Source organism: Ruegeria sp. BI7 (assembly GCF_056537925.1).
Genome location: NZ_JBQFSK010000009.1, coordinates 25,801 through 48,165, shown reverse-complemented (window position 1 = coordinate 48,165; position 22,365 = coordinate 25,801). Strand labels below are relative to the sequence as shown.

General features: G+C 56.6%; 16 protein-coding genes. 9 read left to right on the top strand and 7 right to left on the bottom strand.

All coding sequences use genetic code 11. The features are described from left to right. The first annotated feature begins 58 nt into the window (after positions 1–58). The 9 genes from yghX to ACR0JB_RS17320 all read left to right on the top strand — a co-directional run bounded on the left by yghX (position 59) and on the right by ACR0JB_RS17320 (position 13,332). Positions 59–946, top strand: a complete 888-nt coding sequence (gene yghX, locus ACR0JB_RS17360) for a YghX family hydrolase (RefSeq protein ID WP_170397524.1) — start codon at positions 59–61, stop codon at positions 944–946. A 731-nt stretch (positions 947–1,677) separates the two neighbouring features. Then, a complete protein-coding gene (locus ACR0JB_RS17355) occupies positions 1,678–2,262 on the top strand; it encodes an ANTAR domain-containing response regulator (protein WP_170397527.1) in 585 nt (194 codons plus the stop codon). Continuing rightward, entirely contained in the window at positions 2,259–3,428 is a 1,170-nt protein-coding gene (locus tag ACR0JB_RS17350) for an ABC transporter substrate-binding protein (RefSeq protein ID WP_170397530.1), read from the top strand. Before ACR0JB_RS17355 ends, ACR0JB_RS17350 begins: the two co-directional genes overlap by 4 nt. Positions 3,429–3,698: 270 nt before the next feature. Then, the gene (locus ACR0JB_RS17345; RefSeq protein WP_170397533.1) at positions 3,699–5,063 is read left to right on the top strand and encodes a CmpA/NrtA family ABC transporter substrate-binding protein; all 1,365 of its coding nucleotides are present in this window, start codon (positions 3,699–3,701) and stop codon (positions 5,061–5,063) included. Positions 5,064–5,135: 72 nt separating this feature from the next. Further along, positions 5,136–6,218 carry an ABC transporter permease gene (locus ACR0JB_RS17340; protein WP_170397536.1) on the top strand — a complete coding sequence of 361 codons (1,083 nt, stop codon included), beginning with the start codon at positions 5,136–5,138 and terminating at the stop codon, positions 6,216–6,218. A 5-nt stretch (positions 6,219–6,223) separates the two neighbouring features. After that, entirely contained in the window at positions 6,224–7,903 is a 1,680-nt protein-coding gene (locus ACR0JB_RS17335) for an ABC transporter ATP-binding protein (protein ID WP_170397539.1), read from the top strand. Positions 7,904–7,907: 4 nt separating this feature from the next. Next, positions 7,908–10,343, top strand: coding sequence for a nitrite reductase large subunit NirB (gene nirB / locus ACR0JB_RS17330; protein ID WP_170397542.1), 2,436 nt, complete (start codon positions 7,908–7,910; stop codon positions 10,341–10,343). Beyond that, positions 10,340–10,672 carry a nitrite reductase small subunit NirD gene (gene nirD, locus ACR0JB_RS17325; RefSeq protein WP_170397544.1) on the top strand — a complete coding sequence of 111 codons (333 nt, stop codon included), beginning with the start codon at positions 10,340–10,342 and terminating at the stop codon, positions 10,670–10,672. Before nirB ends, nirD begins: the two co-directional genes overlap by 4 nt. Then, positions 10,672–13,332, top strand: a complete 2,661-nt coding sequence (locus ACR0JB_RS17320; protein ID WP_170397546.1) for a nitrate reductase — start codon at positions 10,672–10,674, stop codon at positions 13,330–13,332. Before nirD ends, ACR0JB_RS17320 begins: the two co-directional genes overlap by 1 nt. Before the next feature lie 949 nt (positions 13,333–14,281). Here the strand turns inward: ACR0JB_RS17320 and ACR0JB_RS17315 are convergent. From ACR0JB_RS17315 to ACR0JB_RS17285, 7 genes are all read right to left on the bottom strand, one after another. Further along, complete coding sequence (locus ACR0JB_RS17315; protein ID WP_170397548.1) at positions 14,282–16,063, bottom strand: thiamine pyrophosphate-binding protein; 1,782 nt, start codon at positions 16,061–16,063, stop codon at positions 14,282–14,284. Beyond that, entirely contained in the window at positions 16,063–17,472 is a 1,410-nt protein-coding gene (locus ACR0JB_RS17310; protein ID WP_170397550.1) for an aldehyde dehydrogenase family protein, read from the bottom strand. Before ACR0JB_RS17310 ends, ACR0JB_RS17315 begins: the two co-directional genes overlap by 1 nt. Further along, the gene (locus ACR0JB_RS17305) at positions 17,453–18,367 is read right to left on the bottom strand and encodes a sugar phosphate isomerase/epimerase family protein (RefSeq protein ID WP_170397552.1); all 915 of its coding nucleotides are present in this window, start codon (positions 18,365–18,367) and stop codon (positions 17,453–17,455) included. Before ACR0JB_RS17305 ends, ACR0JB_RS17310 begins: the two co-directional genes overlap by 20 nt. A 154-nt stretch (positions 18,368–18,521) precedes the next feature. Further along, complete coding sequence (locus tag ACR0JB_RS17300; protein WP_170397554.1) at positions 18,522–19,712, bottom strand: Gfo/Idh/MocA family protein; 1,191 nt, start codon at positions 19,710–19,712, stop codon at positions 18,522–18,524. Next, positions 19,705–20,379: a hypothetical protein gene (locus tag ACR0JB_RS17295; protein WP_480790115.1), complete on the bottom strand. Its 675-nt coding sequence runs from the start codon at positions 20,377–20,379 to the stop codon at positions 19,705–19,707. Before ACR0JB_RS17295 ends, ACR0JB_RS17300 begins: the two co-directional genes overlap by 8 nt. Beyond that, the gene (locus ACR0JB_RS17290) at positions 20,369–21,559 is read right to left on the bottom strand and encodes a Gfo/Idh/MocA family protein (protein WP_480790114.1); all 1,191 of its coding nucleotides are present in this window, start codon (positions 21,557–21,559) and stop codon (positions 20,369–20,371) included. Before ACR0JB_RS17290 ends, ACR0JB_RS17295 begins: the two co-directional genes overlap by 11 nt. Next, complete coding sequence (locus ACR0JB_RS17285; protein ID WP_170397745.1) at positions 21,546–22,361, bottom strand: citryl-CoA lyase; 816 nt, start codon at positions 22,359–22,361, stop codon at positions 21,546–21,548. The genes ACR0JB_RS17290 and ACR0JB_RS17285 overlap by 14 nt, the downstream gene beginning before the upstream one ends. Between the last annotated feature and the right edge of the window lie 4 nt (positions 22,362–22,365).

The following is a 22,365-nucleotide window of genomic DNA, read 5'->3' as shown; positions in this document are numbered from 1 at the left end:
CGACCCTATGATCTGACGACTTCTCACTTTCAACTGCCAACTCATCAGGAGATTCACCATGACTCGCTTGACGGCAAAAGACTTCGACCAGGAACTTCTGGACCTGTACGACTTTTACGCGCACGGCAAAATCACCAAGCGCCAGTTTCTGGACCGTGCCGGCAAGTTCACGGTTGGTGGTTTATCAGCGGTCGCGCTGCTGAACATGCTTAGCCCGAATTATGCTTTGGCCGAGCAGGTATCCTTCAACGATCCCGATATTCATGCAGACTACATCACCTACCCTTCACCAAACGGAACCGGTGATGTCAGGGGGTACGTTGTTCGGCCTGCCGGCGTTGAAGAGCCATTGCCCGCGGTGCTGGTAATCCACGAAAACCGTGGCTTGAATCCTTACATCGAAGACGTGGCGCGACGCTTGGCGAAAGCAGGCTTTATGGCTCTGGCTCCAGACGGTCTGACGTCGGTTGGCGGATACCCAGGCAACGATGCTGATGGGCGCGAGCTGCAAAAGACGGTCGATCGGGTCGAGCTGATGAATGATTTCTTCAATGGATTTGAATACCTTTTGAACAGAGAAGACTGCACTGGGAAAGTCGGCGCTGTGGGTTTCTGCTATGGCGGTGGTGTGGTCAGCGCGATTGCGGTGGCCTACCCGGAACTGGCCGCGGGCGTGCCATTCTATGGTCGCCAGCCAGCAGTTGAGGATGTGGCCAAAATTCAGGCACCGTTGCTGATTCAGATGGGAGAGCTTGATGAGCGCATCAACGCAGGTTGGCCAGATTTTGAGGCTGCTCTTCAATCCAACGATAAGGTTTACGAGGCATTTATATACGAAAATGCTAACCACGGCTTTCATAACGACAGCACGCCTCGTTATGACGAAGAAATGGCAAACCTGGCCTGGGACCGCACCATTGATTGGTTCAACACCTATCTGAGGTAATTGGTGCTAGCTACGAAGTAAGTCATGCGTTGATATCGCTTCGTCCCAACCCAAGGTTCATCTTGGCCAAGCCCTCAATGGCCTTAGAAATTTGGCCTGCTCGATCTCACCGAAATGCCGGAAGTGAGAGTTGGGTAGGTTAGCGTGTATCTCGCAGTGTCAAGACGGTTATCTGGAACGGCACATCATGGTTTTATCAACAAGACCTAGGTGTGCAACCTCAGCGCTGTGGTTATTGATACCCTCGGATCAGATTAACTGATTACTCTGTTCGCCAGTTCACGAACAACTCCCTGTGTCTCTTTGGGATAAGCGCGAACAAGCCCAGCCTCACAGGGGATCGTCTCGATTTCTCTTCGGTCCAACACCCGAGCCAAATGGATCGCTGCGAGCTCAATGTGCTCTGCTATTTGGCCAAGCGTCACATACACCTCCGCAAACGCCTGAATGCTCTCTTCAGTGATGTAGCAACGGTAGTGCTGCGTGTCGTCGATGAAATTGCATTTCAACCACCCAGATCCAGAGATTGGCTCAAATGAAAATCCAAAGGGCCGATCAATTGCGCCGCGCCAGCGCTAATGCCAGATTTCTTTGATGGCATGTAGAAAAACTGTGCAGGCATTCCGTTGCATGTAAAAATATGCTGATAAAATAGGCAAACTGGCAGCTTGATGAAACGCTTAGTGGCCTTGGAATTGCGATCGATGAAGCTTGGGCTCACTTGGGTGCCTATGAAACAACACCTCACCGTCGTTGTCGTCGAGCAGAATCAAGAACGTGCTTTCGCAATTGTGGATGCTTTGAAAGAGTCTGGAGACGTAGACGTTTCTGTAATCGGCAATGTCTCTGGCCTGGCACGTAAAATCGCAATGCATAGCCCGGACATAGTTCTGATCGATATCGACAACCCCTCACGCGATATGCTGGAAGAGTTGACCGTTGCCTCCGGTCCGATGGAGCGACCGGTGGCTATGTTCGTCTCGGGCGCTGCGGGCGGATTAGCGAAAGCCGCCGTTGAGGCAGGGGTATCAGCTTATGTAGTCGATGGCCTGCAAGCCGAGCGCATCAAACCTGTGATCGACACCGCCATCGCCCGGTTTCAGGTACTACGCCAGATGAGGACCGAACTGGCCGAGACCCGCCGTGCTTTGGAAGAACGCAAAGTGATTGACCGCGCCAAAGGGTTGTTGATGAAAGCCAGGGGTGTGTCTGAAGACGAGGCCTATGCCCTGATGCGCAAAACTGCGATGAATCAGAACCGCCGGGTTGCAGATGTGGCCGAAGCCTTGGTCACGGCTTCGGGGTTGTTGTCATGAGAACTGTAACCTTGCCTGTCGCCTATATGCCTTTGGTTGACGCGGCTCCGTTGATTGTCGCGCGCGAGATGGGGTTTGACCATGCCGAAGGCGTGTCGCTGGACCTGCGACCAGCCCCGTCGTGGTCTTCATTGCGCGATATGCTGGCCTTTGGGCACGTGGACGCGGCGCATCTGTTGTCACCTGTACCTGTTGCGATGGCCTTGGGTTTGGGCGGTATTGCGACGCCGCTGTCCGCCGTGTCTGTCCTATCCCTGAACGGCAACATCATAGGTGTTGGAACTCAATTGGCAGGGCGTCTGACCGATCAGGGCTATGGCTTCGATTTTACTGATGCAGCTGCAGCTGGGGCTGCGTTGGCAAAGGCTGCCGGTGACGTTTTGGTGTTCGGAGTGCCTTTTCCGTTTTCGATGCATGTCGAACTGCTGCGCTATTGGGTTGCGGGAACCGAACTGGCTTCGAAGCAGGTCGAAATCCGCACTGTCCCGCCCCCTCTGATGGCGCAGGCGCTTGCAGGTGGTGAGATCGATGCCTTCTGCGTGGGCGAGCCTTGGGGCTCATTCGCCGTGGATGATAGTGTTGGCGCGTTGCTGCTGCCCGGTAAGGCGATTTGGACCTGCGCACCTGAAAAGGTGTTGGCAGTTAGAAACGACTGGGCCGAAACCGAGCCGCATTTGCTGCGTAGCCTCATGCGGGCCGTTTGGCGCGCGGGACGTTGGCTCTCAAACACGGACAGCCGAACAACCGCGTCCGAGATGCTATCGCGCAAAACCTACCTCAATGTCTCACCCGAACTAATCGATCGTGCAATAATGGGCGAATTCACAATCTCGGCGCGCGGCGAGCAACGCCATGTGGATGGGTTTGTTGAGTTCTTTGATGGCGCTGCCACCTTCCCATGGCGCAGTCAGGCCAAGTGGATCGCGCATCAGCTAGCACAACGGAACGGGCTCGATGTCAGCACAGCCGAACGTCAGGCTGCCTGCGTCTTTCGCAGCGACCTCTATCGGCGCGAGTTGTTCGGGCTGGGTGTCGAAACTCCCGGAGCGTCAGAGAAGCTGGAGGGGGCGCTTCCTGAGTCGACCACCGTAGCCTCGACAAACGGAAGCTTGGTTCTGGCACCGAACGTCTTCTTCGACCGTCGCATTTTCGAGCCAACGGGGTAATTGTGCCCAAAAATTTTGCAGCGCAGCATCAAATTACGCTGCATCGCAGAAAAATCACACTTTGACGCTCAAAACCGGGTGACGGCCCGGATCAAGGATGTCTTAATCGGAACATCGGAAGGCAACGACGCCCACCGACGGAATTCGCCCACAATCCAGGGCACCTTACAAGAGCAAAGCCGCTCGACCATCCGCCACCTCCTCCCGGCGGACTGTGTCGGCGGCTTTTTTGTTTGCCCAAGAGGTTGGGCTGAACCGAAAGGGATCGAGATGAAAAAGCTACTTTTAGGCCTGGCCGCAACGACGGCACTTGTGTCTCCGGCACTGGCCGAACTGGAACTGGAAAAAGACGAACTGACGTTTGGCTTTATCAAACTTACCGATATGGCGCCGCTGGCTGTCGCTTACGAGAATGGGTACTTTCTGGACGAAGGCCTGTTCGTGACGCTGGAAGCACAAGCCAATTGGAAAGTTCTATTGGATGGTGTGATCGACGGGCAGCTTGACGGTGCACACATGCTGGCCGGACAGCCTTTGGCCGCGACTATCGGATACGGGACCGAGGCGCATATCATCACACCGTTTTCGATGGACCTGAACGGCAACGGCATCACCGTGTCCAACGAAATCTGGGAAGAGATGAAACCGAACATCCCGGTGATGGAGGATGGTCGTCCCCAACACCCTATCAGTGCCGAGGCGCTTGCTCCGGTCGTTGAGAAATACAGATCCGAAGGCAAGCCCTTTAACATGGGCATGGTGTTCCCGGTCTCGACCCACAATTACGAACTGCGCTATTGGCTGGCCGCGGGTGGGCTGCATCCAGGGTATTACAGCCCAGACAATGTGACCGGTCAGATCGGTGCGGATGTGTTCCTGTCGGTAACACCTCCACCACAGATGCCAGCCACGTTGGAGGCCGGTACAATTTATGGCTACTGCGTGGGTGAGCCCTGGAATCAGCAAGCGGTGTTCAAGGGCATCGGAGTTCCGGTTATTACCGATTACGAGCTGTGGAAGAACAACCCCGAGAAGGTTTTCGGCATCACGGCTGAGTTCGCTGAGGAATATCCGAACACTACTCTGGCGGTGACCAAGGCTTTGATCCGTGCGGCGATGTGGCTGGATGAGAACGACAATGCTAACCGCCCCGAGGCGGTCGAGATCCTGAGCCGTCCAGAATATGTGGGCGCGGACTATGACGTCATCGCCAACTCGATGACCGGCACGTTCGAATACGAAAAAGGTGACAAGCGCGAGGTTCCCGATTTCAACGTGTTCTTCCGCTACAATGCGACCTATCCGTTCTACTCTGACGCCGTCTGGTACCTGACGCAGATGCGCCGCTGGGGTCAGATCAACGAATCCAAGCCTGACAGCTGGTACGACGAAGTCGCTAAATCCATCTACAAGCCTGAAATCTATCTGGAGGCCGCACGCCTGCTGGTCGACGAAGGGCTGGCGAATGAGGCCGACTTCCCTTGGGACAGCGACGGCTACAAAGCCCCGACCCCGGCCGAGGATATCATTGACGGCATCGCCTACAACGGCCGCACCCCCAACGCCTATCTCGAAAGCCTCTCCATCGGTCTGAAAGACGGTCAGACGATCGTCGGCTCGGACGTGCAAGGCTAATCCCAAAAATCCGCGCCCAGCATCTGCTGGGCGTGGCCCAAACAGTGCCCCGCCATCGCAAGGACGCATCAGATGACAACGGTCGATCCAGAATTCAATGCAGACGCCGCCCGAGAGGAACGTCGCGCCCGCCTTTTCACCCGCATCAACGCAGCCGACAAGTGGTTTCAGGTGCTGGGCCTCAGCTGGGCCACGCCCGTCCTAAAGGCCGCCGCCGGAGACAACCCACGCGCGCAGATAACCGAAATCTGGCGGTTGCTGATCGTACCCCTGCTGTCGATCTGTGCCTTCCTGCTGCTCTGGGCCACACTGGCCCCCAAGGTTCAGACCTCGTTGGGCGCGGTGCCCGGACCGGCTCAGGTTTGGGAAGAAATGGTCAGTCTGAACGAGGACGCAAAGGCCAAATCCGCCAAACGAGCGAAATTCGAGGCCATGGTCGAGAAGCGCAATCAGAAATTCATTGATGCCGGACAGCCCGAGAAAGTGAAAGACGTAGCCTTCACCGGGGCGCCAACATACTACCAGCAAATCTGGACCTCGATAAAAACTGTCTTCTTCGGGTTTTTGATCGCCACTGTCATCGCGGTTCCGCTTGGCATTGCCGCTGGCCTGTCTCCGACCGCAAATGCCGCACTGAACCCGCTGATCCAGATTTTCAAACCGGTCTCGCCTCTGGCATGGTTGCCGATCGTGACCATGATCGTCTCGGCGGTCTACGTCACAAATGACGGCTGGTTTGCAAAGTCTTTCCTGATCTCTGCCATCACCGTGACTCTGTGTTCGCTCTGGCCGACCCTGATCAATACCGCGCTTGGTGTGGCGTCCATCGACAAAGATCTGGTGAACGTCTCCAAAGTTCTGAAGATGAACACCTATACAAAGATCACCAAGCTGGTGCTCCCCTCGGCTTTACCGCTGATCTTCACCGGTTTGCGCCTTTCTCTAGGCGTTGGCTGGATGGTTCTGATTGCGGCTGAAATGCTGGCGCAAAACCCTGGTCTGGGCAAGTTTGTCTGGGATGAATTCCAGAACGGCTCATCCAGTTCACTCGCCAAGATCATGGTTGCGGTCTTCACCATCGGCATTATCGGCTTCCTGCTGGACCGGGTGATGTACGCGCTGCAATCCCTGTTTACCTTCACAAACAACCGGTGAGCGTGATGAGCATACTAAGTTTCAATAACGCCTCGAAGTCCTTTGGCGAAGGCACCGCGCGCACCGAAGTGCTGAAAGACATCGATCTGGACGTGCAAGAGGGTGAATTTCTGGTGATCCTCGGCTTCTCGGGTACCGGTAAAACCACCCTGATCAACCTAATGGCCGGGCTCGACAGTCCAACCAGCGGAGAAGTCACGTTTAAAGGCGCCCCGATCAAGGGCCCGGGTCCGGAACGAGGCGTGATCTTCCAGAACTATTCTCTGATGCCGTGGTTGACAGTTAGCGGCAATGTGGGGCTGGCGGTTGATACGGTCTTTCCCGGTCTCAGCAAGGCCGAGAAAGCCGAGAAGGTTGCACATTACATCAAGATGGTTGGCCTCAGCCACGCTGCAACGCGTCGCCCGGCTGAACTGTCCGGCGGTATGCGCCAGCGGGTCAATGTGGCCCGTGCGTTGTCGATGAACCCAGAGGTTTTGTTGCTGGATGAACCACTCTCTGCGCTAGACGCATTGACCCGCGCCAATCTGGCGGATGAGATCGAACATATCTGGGAAGCCGACAAAAAGACTTGCGTGCTGATCACCAATGATGTGGATGAGGCGATCATTCTGGCCGACCGCATCATTGCCCTGAACCCGGATGGCACGTTGGGGCAGGAGTTCCGCGTTTCGATCCCTCGACCGCGTGATCGAGGGGCAATGAATAATGATGAAACCTTCAAACGCTTGCGCGCGGACGTCACCAAATACCTGATGGATGTGGGGATCGAGGCCAAGGTCGAAGGTTCACGCATCCTGCCCAACGTAACGCCAATGCACGGCGTGCCAACAGCGGTTGCCAAGGCTCAGAAGGGGATGATTCAGAACCGCTTCCTCAACTTCTCGCAATTGCACAAGATCTATCCGACCCCCAAGGGGCCGCTGACCGTAGTAGAGGACTTTGATCTGAAGATCGACAAAGGTGAGTTTATCTCGCTGATCGGCCATTCCGGTTGCGGCAAATCCACGGTTCTGACCATGGCGGCGGGGCTGAATGAGATATCTAAAGGTGCGATCAAGTTGGATGGCCGCCACGTCGAAGGCGCTGATCCTGAACGTGCCGTGGTGTTCCAATCGCCCAACTTGTTCCCATGGCTCAGTGCCAAGGAAAACGTCGCGATCGGGGTCGATAAGGTCTATCCCAAGGCCAGCGTCGCCGAGCGGCAAGATGTCGTTGAATATTATCTGGAACGCGTCGGTCTGGCTGACGCGATGGACAAATCTGCCAGCGATCTTTCGAACGGTATGAAGCAACGAGTCGGCATCGCCCGTGCCTTTGCCCTATCCCCCAAGCTGCTGCTACTGGATGAACCGTTTGGCATGCTCGACAGCCTGACGCGCTGGGAATTGCAGGAAGTGCTGATGGAGGTCTGGTCCCGCACTAAAGTGACCGCAATCTGCGTCACCCATGACGTGGATGAGGCGATCCTGCTGGCCGACCGCGTGGTGATGATGACCAACGGCCCGCAAGCGACCATCGGTAAGATCACCAAGGTTGATCTGCCGCGGCCACGAACACGCAAGGCGTTGCTCGAACATCCGGATTACTACGCTTACCGGCAAGAGGTTCTCGATTTCCTCGAAGAATACGAACACGGCGCCAAGCCTAAATCGTCCGCCCCCAAAGCGATTGCAGCGGAGTGAAACCATGAAGCAAAGACTAGTTTTTATAGGCGCAGGGATGGCTTCGGGCCGGGTGTTGGAGCACTTGACGGATGCCGCGCTCGATGCGTTCGACATCACTCTGTTCAACGCCGAACCGCGCGGAAACTACAATCGCATCATGCTCAGCCCGGTTTTGTCGGGTGAGAAGACCTATGACGAGATCGTCACCCATGACGACGCCTGGTATGCCGAACGTGGCATCGCCTGCCGCTTTGGCGAAAAGGTCGAGAAGATTGACCGCGAGATGAAGGTAGTCGAAGGCGCAAATGGGCATGTACCCTACGACAAGCTGGTAATCGCAACCGGGTCGAACCCGTTCATGATCCCTCTACCAGGGCATGATCTAGAGGGCGTGATCGCCTATCGCGACCTGGAAGACACACAGCAGATGATGGGCATGGGTTCGGGAAACCGGGTCGTCGTAATTGGCGGCGGTTTGCTGGGGCTCGAGGCCGCTGCGGGGATGGCCGCGCATGGTGTTGACGTCACCGTCGTGCATATCATGGGCCACCTGATGGAGCGTCAGTTGGACGAGGCCGCAGGCTACCTGCTGAAGAAATCGCTGGAAGACAAAGGCATCAAGATCTGCCTGCAGGCGAATTCCAAGGAAGTTCTGGGGCAAGATGGCAAGGTTCGCGCACTGCTGCTGGATGACGGGACCGAACTGCCCTGTGACCTGCTGGTTATGGCGGTGGGTATCCGTCCCAACACGGCGCTGGCGCAAGAGGCCGGGCTGGCCACCGGTCGCGGCATCCATGTGGATGATCAAATGCTGACCTCGGACCCGGATGTCTATGCCGTGGGTGAATGCGTCGAACATGGCGGAGAGATCTTTGGTCTTGTCGCCCCGCTCTACGATCAAGCGAAAGTGGCGGCGCGTGCTCTGTTGGAAGAAGACGCCGCATTCGCGCAGAAAACCCTCTCGACCAAGCTGAAAGTCACGGGCTGCGATCTGTTCAGTGCCGGCGATTTCGCTGACGGGCCGGGGCGTGAAGACATCGTGTTTCGCGACCCTTCACGCGGCGTCTACAAGCGCCTCGTTATCGAAGAGGATCGGCTGGTTGGTGCTGTCATGTATGGCGATACCGCCGATGGCAGCTGGTTCTTCGGGTTGATCAAGGACGGCACCAGCATCGACGAGATGCGAGAGACGCTGATCTTCGGCCCGGCCTATCAGGGGGACGACACCGCGGACCCTCTCTCAGCCGTTGCAGCATTGCCGCCTAAGGCGGAGATTTGCGGCTGCAACGGCGTATGCAAGGGAGATATCATTGAGGCGATCAACGCAGGGGCCAATGATTTGGGCGCGGTGCGTGTAAGCACCAAGGCCAGTGCTTCCTGCGGGACATGCACCGGGCTTGTGGAACAGGTATTGCAGGTCACTTTGGGCGACGACTTCCAAATGCCTGCCGCGCAACCGATCTGCGGTTGCACCGATCTGACGCATGAGGATGTACGTCGCCTGATCAAGGGGCAGGAACTGAAAAGCCAGGCCGCTGTCTGGCAGGAACTCAGCTGGACCACGCCCAACGGCTGCCATGTGTGCCGCCCGCCGATTAACTATTATCTACTGGCGGATTGGCCGCTGGAATACCAAGATGACCCGCAAAGCCGCTTCGTCAACGAACGTAAACACGCCAACATTCAGAAAGACGGCACATTCAGTGTCGTGCCCCGCATGTGGGGAGGGATCACGACACCGGAAGAGTTGCGCGCGATTGCCAATGCTGCCGATAAGTACGACGTGCCAACCGTCAAAGTCACGGGCGGTCAGCGCATCGACCTGCTGGGCGTAAAGGGTGAGGACCTGCCTGCGATCTGGTCGGATCTGAACAAGGCCGGTCTGGTCTCGGGCCATGCCTATTCCAAGGGTCTGCGCACGGTCAAAACCTGCGTCGGCACGGATCATTGCCGGTTTGGCACACAGGACAGTACAGGCCTGGGTATCAAGCTGGAGAAAATCCTGTGGGGGTCGTGGACGCCCCATAAGCTTAAGCTGGCCGTATCCGGGTGCCCGCGCAACTGCGCCGAGGCGACGTGCAAGGATATTGGCGTCGTCTGCGTGGATTCGGGCTTTCAGATCAGCATCGGCGGTGCCGCAGGCATGGACGTAAAAGAGACCCAACTGTTGTGCCAGGTTCCCACCGAAGGCGACGCGATCGAGGTCGTGATGGCCGTGACCCAAGCCTACCGCGAGGGCGGCAAGTATCTGGATCGCCTGTATAAATGGTTGGGCAAGGTTGGCATGGACTGGGTCAAAGCTCAGGTCGTGGACGATCTTGAAAACCGTGCTGCTTTGGTCGCCCGGTTCGAACTGTCGCAAAGCATCTACCGCAAAGACCCATGGGCCGAACACGTCAAAGAAAAAGCGCAGACCTACGCGCCGATTGCAGATTTTACATTGGAGGCCGCGGAATGAGCTGGATCGACATCGGACATATTAATGAGGTGCCGGTGCGCGGAGCGCGTCTGGTGAAAACCCATATCGGCTGTATCGCCGTCTTCCGCACCGCCGAGGCGGAAGTATTCGCAGCGACCAACAGCTGTCCGCATAAAGGCGGCCCATTGTCCGAGGGCATCGTCCACGGCCAGTCGGTCACCTGTCCGCTGCACAACTGGGTCTTTGACCTGAACACGGGAGAAGCTAAAGGGGCGGATGATGGCCGCATCACCACCTATCCGGTGCGTCTTGAAGGCGGTCGTATCCTACTGGACGACAGCGCGGTTTCCCGGCGGAGCGCGGCCTGATGGACGGAAGTGGTCTGCCCGAAGTTCGCTCGACCTGCGCGTATTGCGGCGTTGGCTGCGGTGTGCTTCTACGACCTGATGGAGTTGGAGGGCTGACCGTCCGGGGCGACCCGGATCATCCAGCGAACCATGGTCGTTTGTGCTCGAAAGGGTTGGCGTTGGGTGAAACCGTGGGGTTGGAACACCGGTTGCTGGCTCCTCGCGCCTTTGGTCAGGACACCAGCTGGGATAACGCGTTGCAACTGGTCGCAGACCGGTTCTCTGCCGCGATAGCTGAACACGGGCCGGACAGCGTCGCGTTTTACGTCTCGGGGCAGTTGCTGACCGAGGATTACTATGTCGCCAACAAGCTAATGAAGGGCTTTATGGGCTCGGCGAATATCGACACCAACTCTCGGCTTTGTATGGCCTCGACCGTGGCCGGACACAAACGCGCTTTTGGTACTGATACGGTGCCTGGAACCTATGAGGATCTGGATCAGGCTGACCTGGTTGTGCTGGTCGGCTCGAACCTCGCTTGGTGCCATCCCGTTCTCTATCAACGGGTCATAGCTGCGCGTAAGGCGCGCGGCGCGAAGATTGTGGTTGTTGACCCGCGTCGAACAGCGAGCTGCGATCAAGCAGACCTCCATCTGGCGCTTCAACCGGGCAGCGACGTCGCATTGTTCAACCGCTTGTTGGCTAGAATTCACCAAACGGGGCATGTGTCAGCGGATTTTCTGGATCGCAGTGTTGGGTTCAATGAGGCGGTTGAGCTGGCACAGCTTGACGATCCTGATGAGACGGGGCTGAGCCCTGATGAGATTGAAGCTTTCTGCGATACGTGGATCGGGACTGAGCGCGTTGTGACGATCTTTAGTCAGGGTGTGAACCAGTCTTCCAGCGGAACCGACAAAGTAAACGCGATCCTGAACTGCCATTTAGCCACCGGACGGATCGGTCGTGCGGGAATGGGTCCGTTTTCAGTCACCGGTCAGCCAAACGCCATGGGTGGTCGAGAGGTGGGCGGCTTGGCCAATATGCTCGCGTGCCATTTGGATATCGAGAATAAAGCCCACAATGCAGCCGTCCGGAAATTCTGGAAGGCGCCCAATATGCCACAGAAGCAGGGGCTCAAAGCGGTCGACTTGTTTCGCACTGTCGAAAGCGGCCAGATCAAAGCACTGTGGGTCATCCACACTAATCCGGCGGCCACTATGCCAGATGCAGACCGCGTGAAGGCGGCCATCGAAAACTGTCCATTCACAGTTGTCAGCGACCTGACCGCCAGAACAGATACCGCGCGTGTCGCAGACATATTGCTGCCAGCAGCGGGTTGGGGCGAAAAAAGCGGTACAGTGACCAATTCAGACCGCACGATCAGCAGACAACGCGCCGTTTTGGCGCCTCCGGGACAAGCGCGAGCGGATTGGGATATTTTGGCCGAAGTGGGCCGTCGCATGGGCTGGACAGAAGCATTCAGCTATAAAACCCCAGCACAGGTTTTTCGAGAATACGCTAAGATGACTTCGCTCGCCGTATCATTTGGCAAGGATCTGGATATTACAAATTTTTCGGACCTTGATGACGAAGGCTATGAAGCGCTGAGCGCAACACGGTGGCCGACGACATCTCGTAAATCAGATGGCCGTTTTTTCGGCGATGGGCAGTTTTTTCATCCTGATGGTAAAGCACGTTTTGTGCCTGTTACCCATCGTCCACCTAAGGCGACGACTTCAGAACAATTTCCGTTTCTTTTAAACACGGGGCGAAACAGGGACCAGTGGCACACCATGACAAGGTCCGGGTTGTCGCCGCGCCTGTCAGCCCATCTTGCCGAGCCTTATGTTGACGTTAACCCCAACGACGTTGATCGATTGGGCCTTAGTGCCGCAGATTTGGTTGAACTCAACAGCTCAGTTGGAAGCGGTATATTTCGGCTTCGGACCACGGAGTCTGTGGCACCAGGTCAAGTGTTTGCGCCAATTCACTGGACGGCTGAAACGGCCCCATCAGCCTGTGTGGATGCGCTTGTGCCAAGTGTGACTGATCCGATTTCAGGACAGCCGGAAAGTAAGTCAACACCGGTATCTGTAAAACCTATGCATGCCGCGTGGTACGGCTTTGCCGTTTCAGTTGACGCGGCGGCCCCTGGCTCAGAGTACTGGGCAACAGCCAAAACACCCAACGGCTACAGGATGGAGTTGGCAGGCAAGCAGATCATAGACGATTGGGAAAGCACTGCCCGCGATTGGTTTGGGCTACCGGATGCAGAGGCCACCGTAGTAGAAGATCCAAAGAGGGGCTCTTACAGAATAGCGCTGACAGACGAGCAGCGCGTATTGGCAGCGCTCTTTGTCTCGCGCCAACCTATCACACTGATGCGAGATTATTTGGCAAGCTTTCCCAAGGTGACGCCTCAGCAGATTTTGTCTGGCCGTTCCTCTGCGTCTTCAGAAGATTGCGGACCAATTGTCTGTTCCTGTTTCGAAGTCGGGCTAAAAACCATCATCCGTGCCATTCATGACCAGCATATGATCAGTGTGGACGATATCGGAGATGCCCTTCAGGCTGGGACGAATTGCGGGTCTTGCCGGCCAGAGTTGGCTGACTTGCTCACCGAGCATTCGAAATCAATCCGCAACAAACAGAAGAACTGCCGGCAAGAACAATCCGCGTAGATTCAAGGTACTTTTGAACGGTAGTGCGGTCCGCTATGATTGGTTTTCAAAGCCAGCGCAGGTTCCATTCAATCTATAGAATAGATCAAATTAGGCCTTCCTAACCGGTTCGAACAAGTTGGTCAGACGATGGCTTCGCCCTGTGCTCCAGACCAACACTCGCGTCCCAGTTTCGCGTTTGCGGCGAATATCTCCTCTGACGCGCCGCACAGCGGCTAAGGCGACCGAAGCCGAACGGCAGGTTAGGGCCGAATGTCGCTTTCGTTATTAGGTAATTTAATGATCGCCAATAGTGGCTATCATCCTTCCCGCCGCTTTCCTTTCGTGGACCAGCGGGATTTGGACAAGCCAAACGCCTCTGGCCGTCAGGGTGAGGGCGCGGCCCTCCCCCTCGGGCAACGCTGTTAGACAGGACCGTGTCCTCGGCTGTGCCTGCGGAACGCACCACCCCAATCGAATAGCATTGCCTCGCCCCCCTCCCGCGTTCGCCACGTGGCAGATCGGCAGAAACAGGTAGCTTCGCTGTCTGACCCGCAAATCAGCCCTGATTTTTCAAAGAGGAAGTCAGAACAAACGAAACTGTCTGCGGGAGTCTGAGATGGGGTATTTGGGTCAGTTTATGACGCAATGGTCAAATTCAACTGATGTCCAACATCGGAGGTGCCTTCCAATGTCGAACGTTCACCTAGTTTTTGGTCCAATTATGACGGTTGGGTCAGGTTCGTGTGACGTTCAACAGGAAGTCAGGCGACACAAAGTTTTGCCATTCGGCGACATCTAAGTCTTTAATTTTTAATTCCCCTTAACAAGCACGACGCACGAGTCTTGCCATTTGCGACTCAAAGGTTTTCCATCAAGCTGGAACCATCGCACAGCGGCAATTGCCCTTCTGTTTAACCGATACAGGCAAAAGCCGTATGCATAGGCGGATCGCACACTCTAAATTGCTTTAGGTTGCAACGTGCGAAACATCCCTGTCTGGCGAATAGATGTCGAGGATGTTCCAATGTCCGGTCGTTGGTGTCGGGTTGTTGATCATTGGCACATCGAGCACGGTTGGCTTGCCACTGGCGATTGCCGCTTCCAGTGCGGGTAACAGTTCGTCGGCAGCGCTGAGTCTGTGCCCTTCCGCGCCGTAGGCTCGCGCAATGTCGGCATAGCCCGGTCCGTTTGCGGGTGCGGCGGCTGATCCGGGGAATGTGGTTCCATAGGTCAGACCGTAATGCGCTTTTTGAAGGCCGGCGATAGTTCCGAAAGCGTTGTTGTTCATAACCAGCCAGATGATGCCCAGATCAAGTTCGACTGCTGTTGCCAGCATCGACGGATTTTGACCGAATCCACCATCGCCAACCAAACTGAGTACAACTCGATCAGGTGCTGCCAGTTTCGCGCCGATCGCGCCCGGAGGACCAAAACCCATCGTGGCAAAACCACCCGGGGTCAGGATTGAGCCAGGGGTCAGGATATCGAACTGTTGTCCGACACCGTTCTTGTTCCATCCAACGTCCGTGGTGATGATGGCATCCTCGGGCAGTGCCTTGCGGGTATCTGCCAGAATACGTTCGGGCATCATCGGAAAGGCCGATGAGGTCGCCATTTCCACGTTGCGCGCTTCGAAATCCGTCCGGAATTCAGCGATCTTCTGTTCCAGCGCGGGGCGGTTGAAACCGTCCGGATACATCTCGCGGGCAACCCGGTTGAGGACGCGCAAAACGGCCTTGGCGTCGGCAACGACGCCGATCTCGGTGGGATAGTTGCGGCCGATCTCTTGCGGTTCAATGTCGATGTGAATGACCTTGGAACCGGGAATGTTGAACGTATAACCAGGATACCAACTGGAGCAATCGGCCTCTTTGAACCGAGTGCCCACAGCAAAGATGTAGTCCGCCTTGAGGCAGGACTGATTGACCAATTCAGTACCCCAAAACCCAGTCATTCCCAGTACCAGCGGATGGTCGTCCCGAAGCGCGCCTTTACCCATCAGGGAATGTGCGACGGGCAACCCCATATGTTCCACGAACCTGCGCAACTCTTCGCTGGCCTGTGCCAGAAGGATACCCCCGCCGACATAGGCGACTGGGTTTTCGGCCTGTGCCAGAGCCTCAATGATTTCACGCGCGGTTTCATCGTCTATAGACGGTTTCTTGAGCGCGCGGGTGTTTTCGCGGATACGATCAAAGCTGTCCGATGGGATCACCTCTGAAAAAATGTCCATGGGCACATTGATCAGAACCGGTCCGGGTTGGCCGCTTTCTGCCAGATGGAATGCCTTTTCCAATATCTCGGCCATCAGGTCTGCCCGATCTACTCGCCATGCACGTTTAACAAAGGGGCGGTAGATCTCCCACTGGGCCGCATCCGCGTGCAGGTTCACTTCCTGATGCGGATGCTTGCCGTAGTAATGCGTGGGAATGTCGCCTGCGATCACAACCATCGGGATACAGTCCAGTGCGGCGTTGGCGACCCCGGTGGCGCAATTGGTCAGCCCCGGGGAGAGATGGGACAACACCACCGAGGCCTTGCCCGTCACGCGGGCATATGCGTCCGCCGCGTGGCTGGCAATTTGTTCATGACGCACCGTTACAAAATCAATTGGGCTTTCCGCCAATGCAGCTAAAACCGCGATATTAGTATGGCCGCATAGGCCGAACACATGCTTTACCTCACGGCGTTCAAGGAAGTCGACAATGTGTTCAGCTACGGTTTTTCCGTCCAGTTTCGCTCCGTCCATCACGCGACCTCCTGCCCGAAGAACTCACCAAACAGGTCCGGCTCCGAGGGGCGATCCTCGGGGATCGGACGGCTGACCCAGGTGTAGTTCATCATGTGTTTCATGGTGACGTTTTCATTGGTGATGTTGCCGCCCCAGATGCCGCAACCCAGACTGCTGGTCATGGGCATGCCATTGGTCCATGCACCCGCATTGGCCTTGGATTGTGGCTGTCGCACCATCATGCGGCTGACAGGAGCCAGACGCGCGAGTCGATCGATGTGATCGTCGTTGTGGCTATAAATCCCGCAGGAATGGCCCTTACCTCCGGTGTTGTAGATCTGGCTGACCGTTTCCAGCGCGTCATCAAATGTGTCGAAGTGATATAGCGCCATCAGCGTGGTCAGTTTTTCCCTGGAGAACTTGTGCTGCGGCCCGATTTGCCCCTGATTTTCGACCATCAGGAATTTGCGATCTTCGGGGATCGAGAAACCGGCGACCTTGGCCGTTTGCTGAGGCGGACAGGCGATAGTCGGGAAGGTACGGTTGCCCTTCTCATCCCACATGGCCGCTTCGAGCATGGCCTTCTCTTCGTCCGAACACAGGTAACCGCCTTCGTCTTGAAGTGCCTTGACCATATCGTCGTAAACCGAGCGCTGGATGATGATGTTGCCGTCCGCCGAACAGCCTGACCCAAAGTCGGAGGTCTTGGAAATACGTGTGTTTTGAGCGGCAACATCCAGATCGGCTGTCTCATCGATGACGATGGAAGAATTGCCCGCGCCGACGCCATAAGCCGGACGTCCCGAGCTGTAGGCTGCTTTGACCATGGGCTTGCCACCCGTCGCCAGCGTCAGGTCACAAATCTCCATCAGATGTTGCGTTAATGGGATCAACGGTTTGCGAATGGATTGAAACAAGTCCTCGGGGGCACCGGCAGCACGACAAGCTGCGCGCATGACCTCGACCATTTCAAAGGTGGTATGAGCGGTTCGCGGATGTGGGCTGAAGATGACCGCATTCCGGGCGTTGGCGGCGGAAACGCCGGTCACCGGTGGTGTCATCGCTGGGTTAGTCATGGGGATCAGTGACGCGATCACACCGGCAGGTTTGGCATATTTCACCAGCCCCTTTTCTTCGTCGACTTCGACGATCCCCGTCGAAGGCGTACGCAAGACATCACGTAGTACCATGTGAATCTTGAATCGCTTCGCAGGACGCCCTTCGCGATCTCCGATACCGCTTTCGTCCACCCCTTGCTGGGCCAGACGCGTGAAAGTTTTCTCGTTCCCCGCATACCACGCGATGGCCTGAGACAGGCGGTTCAGCCTGTCCTGATCCCAATCCTCGATTTCGGCCATGGCAGCGCGGGCGCGCGCCAGCATATCGGCCGCCATGTTGCGGTCGTTCTCAGTGAGCTCTTTGCCCATGATGATCCTCTTGGTGTTTTGGAATTGCTGCATCGGTCATACGACGCTGAGATCGCGCCGCGCCGAATGTCCGCTTGGCGTGGCTGAGACAGCGACGCGCGTGTTCTTCATATCCCAACTCGGCGACGCGGCTTTGGTTGGGCAGTTCGATGGAATAGTCGACGGGTGGCATCCGTTCGATGATGCCGGTGAAATCGATCCAGCCTTCGCCGGGGTACAACCTTGCGTCACGGGCCAGTTGGATCATGCCCTCACGCGTATCAGCGATGCCTGGCAGGCAATCTGAGATATGCAGGAAGTGAAACAGGTCCGAGGGGACGTGCAAGAGCTCCCCCAAATCCACGCGGCTGAGGTGCAGATAGAGTGTATCGACCAGAATACCACCATTCGGCTGATCTGCGGCACGGACGATATCCAGAGTCTCATCCAGAGTGCGTAAGCGAGAGAAACTTGGGAACTCCAGATCCACCGTCAGCCCATAGGGCGCGGCCAGTGCGCAGGTCTCTGAATAGACGTCGATTAGAAAATCACGATCATCACGGGTATTGGTCCACGCGCTCATGATCATGCGCTTGGCGCCAAGTTCCCCACCGATCTCCAACGAAGGCTCAAAACCGCGCGGGTCGACATCTTCCGTGATGCGCGCAAGCTCGACATCAAGGACCTTCAAGCCGGTGGTAGAGAGAGCAGTTTTGGTGGCCTGCACCTGCGCCTTGTCGATTGGAGATTGAGTGAATTCACCGGGCACATGCATCGGAATGAACCGAGGACTGACAGCATCGTAACCGGCCCGCGCGGCGATATAGACCAACTCGGGCGGCGTGCAGCCGATCAGCGTCAGATGCGCCAAGGAATAGAGAGAGGGGCTTGCGCCAGCCTCTTCGGGTTTTACCATGAACGACAGCTCCAAGCGTCTGCGAATCTCATTTTCATCACACGTAATAAAAAATATCAGATATTTTTTAAAATATCAACTTTTAATACTAAGCAGGAAACGAAAACGCCCGGGCAATGGCCCGGGCGTGTTTAACCTTCGTTTTGGCAAAGCTTTAGATAGTGACCCAGTCGCCTCCGGACTGGTGAGAGCGTACAGAGGCATCAATGAATCGGACACCGTCTGCGCCTTGTTCGACACTGGGATAAGCAAGCCAATCGGCCGGAACTGTAACGCCATCCCGACGCGCAGCTACGGCCATGGCAAATTCCGTATAGAGGTTGGCCCAAGCTTCGATAATCCCTTCAGGGAAGCCGCGCGCGGTACGGACCAGACGTTCCGCGCCGGGGCCAATGCCGTGCCCGTGACCTCGGCTGATGATACGATCCGGCTCACCGAACCGATTGAACTTCAGCTGTTCCGAATTCTCCAAGCCCCACTCAAGACCGCCTTCGCTCCCGAATATCCGCAACCGCAACCCACCCCGATTTCCGGGGGCAAGGCGTGTTGCCATCAAGGTTCCGGGGACTTCATTTTGGTAACGGGTGAACATGAAAACTGTGTCTTCCAAAGGCTTTGGCGCACCGCAGACATGAAACTCGGCCCTCACGTCGGTCATCGGCACGCCCGAGACAAAACTGGCAAGATGCGCGGCATGCGTGCCTATATCGCCGACACAACTGGTCGGGCCTGAAATCTTGGGGTCCAGCCGCCACTTTACATGAGGCGCATCAGCCACATCTTCGGGCGTCATCCAGTCTTGCATGAACTCAACATGGATTTGATTGATTTTGCCGATGCCGCCTTCGGCCACGATTTGTTTGGCCTGCCGGATCACTGGAAAACACGACATCGCATAGCCGACAGCAAAGACCTGCCCCGTTCGCGCGGTGATCTTCTCAAGCCCCTCGGCCTCGGCGACTTCATTGGTCAAAGGCTTGTCGCACAGCACGTCAATGCCCGCCTCCAGAAACGCTTTGGCCGCTTCGAAATGAACGTGGTTCGGGGTAGTGATCATGACGGCATCTACGCCATCCGGGCGCGCCGCCTCGGCCTGTGCCATCTCCTTGAACGAAGCGTAGCACCGATCGGTCGGCAAGAACCACTCGACCCCGCGCGCCTTGCTGTGAGCAGCATCTGAACTGAGCGCGCCTGCGGCGACCTCCCACCGGTCGGTCATCCGCGCGGCCGTTGCCTGCGTGACAGAGATACGTCCACCGCCGACGACGCCAAGCCTCAAACGGCGAGAAAAGCGGGGGAAAGGGCCGTCAAAGTTCAGGTCTTCGGGTAAAAGCCTCTCAGCCATTCTGAACCTCCATTTCCGGGGCCCGTACGCCTTCTGGCAGCATTTCCACCGCCATGAAGATGCTGGGGGTAATCGTCTCGTATTGATGCCAGGGATAGTTGCCTTCAGCGTCATACATCGGCTTGTGCGTCGTGCCGGGGGCCATGAATTCTTCGAGGTAAAGGGTTTCAACGTCCCGTTCGCGGCATTGCTGCATTTTGCCAAAGCCTACGATTTGCGTATGCACTTCGCGAAACCCCGGTACCGGGCAGAACGGATGATCCTTGTGCAATCCAACATTCAGCGGCACCGAGCCCGAGTGGTACATGGTCAGTCCAACGTTACCCACGAAGACCTTTGGTGACATGTAGTGGCCGACGCCACGCAGACGCTCCTCTTGGCGAACATCAAAAGCAGATGGCCATGTATCTTTCACCCATGCAAACAACTCGTTCTCATTGGCATGGGCGTCGAAACCGTGGACAATTACCGCGCGTTCCACGCCGTTAAGCGCGCTGTCTTGCACGATCACAGACGAAAGCGGCGCAACGGCCTGATCTTCGACCGAGAAGTCCCTCCCCCCAAGGCTCAGAACAATGGCGCGGCCCTCGACAGAAAATCTGTCTTCATCGGTGATGTGCTGGACGCAAAAGAATGGCTGGGCAAAGTCGAGTGTCTCAATCGGCATGGACCAACTCCTTCCTCTCATCGTTCAGGAAATCGACCGGCAGAGGCGCAGGTGCCGCGCAACGGCTTTCTATCGTCTGGTAGGCGCCGAATTTTGGTGCCCGTTCAATCGCGTTCATGACCTCAAAAACATGGTAGGCAAGCGCTCCACTTGCACGGGGTTGGCGTCCTTCTTGTGCCGCCAGGGCCAGATCCAAAAGGCCGAGCCCGCGGCTGTCTTCATTGAACCCATGTTTGTTTTCGACAACCTGCCAGTCTTCGCGACCGGCTGGACGGGGCTGATGAGACCAGCGCGAGGTGTCTCGCGTCTTCAACCAGACATCCCCCTGAAAGACATTGGCACCATGAACCGGGTCAGGGTCAGGGATGCTGATGGTTCCGTTTTCACCATAGATTTCGAACCGTGGGGTTTCGCTGTCCCAAATGTCGAAGCTCATGGTCATCGACCCTATAGCTCCGGATGAGAACTGCAGCAGGCTTAGGGAGTGCGTGTCGACCTCGACATCCATCCATTCGCCATTGCGCGGACCGTTTTCGATCATCCGCTGGTCAAATGTCCGCCGCGCCATTCCGGCGACACGGTCGATTGGTCCAAGACAGCAGATCATCGCGGTCAGGTAGTACGGCCCAAGGTCCAGCAAGGGCCCACCACCGGCCTGATAGTAGAAATCCGGATTGGGATGGTGGCGCTCCGTCCCGTGGGTCCCGACATGGGCAAAAACCCCTGTCGGTTTGCCAATGGCACCCTCGTCGATCAAGCGCCGAACGGTCTGCCAACGACCGCCCAGAAACGTGTCGGGTGCGCAACCGACCAGTAACCCCTTTTCAGAGGCTATGTGCAGGATCGCCTTGCCATCCGTGCGATTCATAACCAGCGGCTTTTCGGAATAGACGTGCTTGCCCGCCTCCAACGCGCGCAAACTGATTTCCGCATGCGCCGCCGGAATTGTCAGATTCAGAACGCAGTCGATCGTCGGATCATCAAACACTTCATCTGGCGTGCAGGCCTTGGCGACACCGTATTGATCCGCTTTGGCGTGGCTTTCCAAAGGATCAAGGCTTGCACAAGCCACGACCTCGACGCTCGAATATTTGGATAGTGTTTTTAGATAAATATCGCTGATACGACCACAGCCGATAAGGCCGACCCGGAAGGATTTCGATGTCTCACGTGTCATCATTCCTGTCTTCGTAGAGGGGTAAGTAATTCGGGGGCATCGGCCCTTTGTTTCGACCGCCCTGCCCCATCTGCTCCCAGGCGTGGGCGAGTATTCCGACCGAGCGGGACAGGCAGAATAGCCCCCGCGACAAGGGCGCAAGAAAGCCAAGCTCGCAGAAGATCACAGCTGTCGCGCCATCGATATTCATGGCAATAGGCCGACCGCCGCGTTGACGGCCGAGTTCGGCCTGAACCTCTTCTCCGATATCGGCAAACCGGCCAGAAACTGTGCCTTCTGCCGCCGCATCACGAACAAGTTGCATCAATCGTGGTGCACGTGGGTCAACAGGCTTGTGAAACCTGTGACCAAAGCCCGATACGATCTTGCCGTAGGTCTCGCGCCAGCGGTCCAGACCGTCCTTCATAGCGTCATTCAACGATGCTCCGCAATCCATGCGGGTCGCGATGTCATAGTACAGCTCTGCACACTGCTCTCCTGCCCCACCATGCACGTCGCCCAGCATGTTCACCGCAGTCGCCATCGCATTATTGAGACCCACCCCGCAGGTGGCGGCCATACGCGCAGCCGCGATCGAGGGAGCCTGTGGACCGTGATCCACGCCTGCGACCAAAGCAGCCTCGAACAGGCGCGCTTGCGCGTCGCTGGGCAAACCGCCCCGTACCATTAGCCAGATCATTTGCGGGAAAGATACGTTCCCGATCAGGTCCTCTATGGCATTGCCACGAAAAGCGATCTTTCCGGGTTTCATGTCGACGATGGATGTGCGCCACCATTGGCGAACGGCGCGCTCATCCATTGTCATGTTT

Bases quoted from the DNA above. Each gene is read 5' to 3' on its own strand.
- yghX (WP_170397524.1), top strand. From the start codon at position 59: ATGACTCGCTTGACGGCAAAAGACTTCGACCAGGAACTTCTGGACCTG.
- ACR0JB_RS17355 (WP_170397527.1), top strand. From the start codon at position 1,678: ATGAAACAACACCTCACCGTCGTTGTCGTCGAGCAGAATCAAGAACGT.
- ACR0JB_RS17350 (WP_170397530.1), top strand. From the start codon at position 2,259: ATGAGAACTGTAACCTTGCCTGTCGCCTATATGCCTTTGGTTGACGCG.
- ACR0JB_RS17345 (WP_170397533.1), top strand. From the start codon at position 3,699: ATGAAAAAGCTACTTTTAGGCCTGGCCGCAACGACGGCACTTGTGTCT.
- ACR0JB_RS17340 (WP_170397536.1), top strand. From the start codon at position 5,136: ATGACAACGGTCGATCCAGAATTCAATGCAGACGCCGCCCGAGAGGAA.
- ACR0JB_RS17335 (WP_170397539.1), top strand. From the start codon at position 6,224: ATGAGCATACTAAGTTTCAATAACGCCTCGAAGTCCTTTGGCGAAGGC.
- nirB (WP_170397542.1), top strand. From the start codon at position 7,908: ATGAAGCAAAGACTAGTTTTTATAGGCGCAGGGATGGCTTCGGGCCGG.
- nirD (WP_170397544.1), top strand. From the start codon at position 10,340: ATGAGCTGGATCGACATCGGACATATTAATGAGGTGCCGGTGCGCGGA.
- ACR0JB_RS17320 (WP_170397546.1), top strand. From the start codon at position 10,672: ATGGACGGAAGTGGTCTGCCCGAAGTTCGCTCGACCTGCGCGTATTGC.
- ACR0JB_RS17315 (WP_170397548.1), bottom strand. From the start codon at position 16,063: ATGGACGGAGCGAAACTGGACGGAAAAACCGTAGCTGAACACATTGTC.
- ACR0JB_RS17310 (WP_170397550.1), bottom strand. From the start codon at position 17,472: ATGGGCAAAGAGCTCACTGAGAACGACCGCAACATGGCGGCCGATATG.
- ACR0JB_RS17305 (WP_170397552.1), bottom strand. From the start codon at position 18,367: ATGGTAAAACCCGAAGAGGCTGGCGCAAGCCCCTCTCTCTATTCCTTG.
- ACR0JB_RS17300 (WP_170397554.1), bottom strand. From the start codon at position 19,712: ATGGCTGAGAGGCTTTTACCCGAAGACCTGAACTTTGACGGCCCTTTC.
- ACR0JB_RS17295 (WP_480790115.1), bottom strand. From the start codon at position 20,379: ATGCCGATTGAGACACTCGACTTTGCCCAGCCATTCTTTTGCGTCCAG.
- ACR0JB_RS17290 (WP_480790114.1), bottom strand. From the start codon at position 21,559: ATGATGACACGTGAGACATCGAAATCCTTCCGGGTCGGCCTTATCGGC.
- ACR0JB_RS17285 (WP_170397745.1), bottom strand. From the start codon at position 22,361: ATGACAATGGATGAGCGCGCCGTTCGCCAATGGTGGCGCACATCCATC.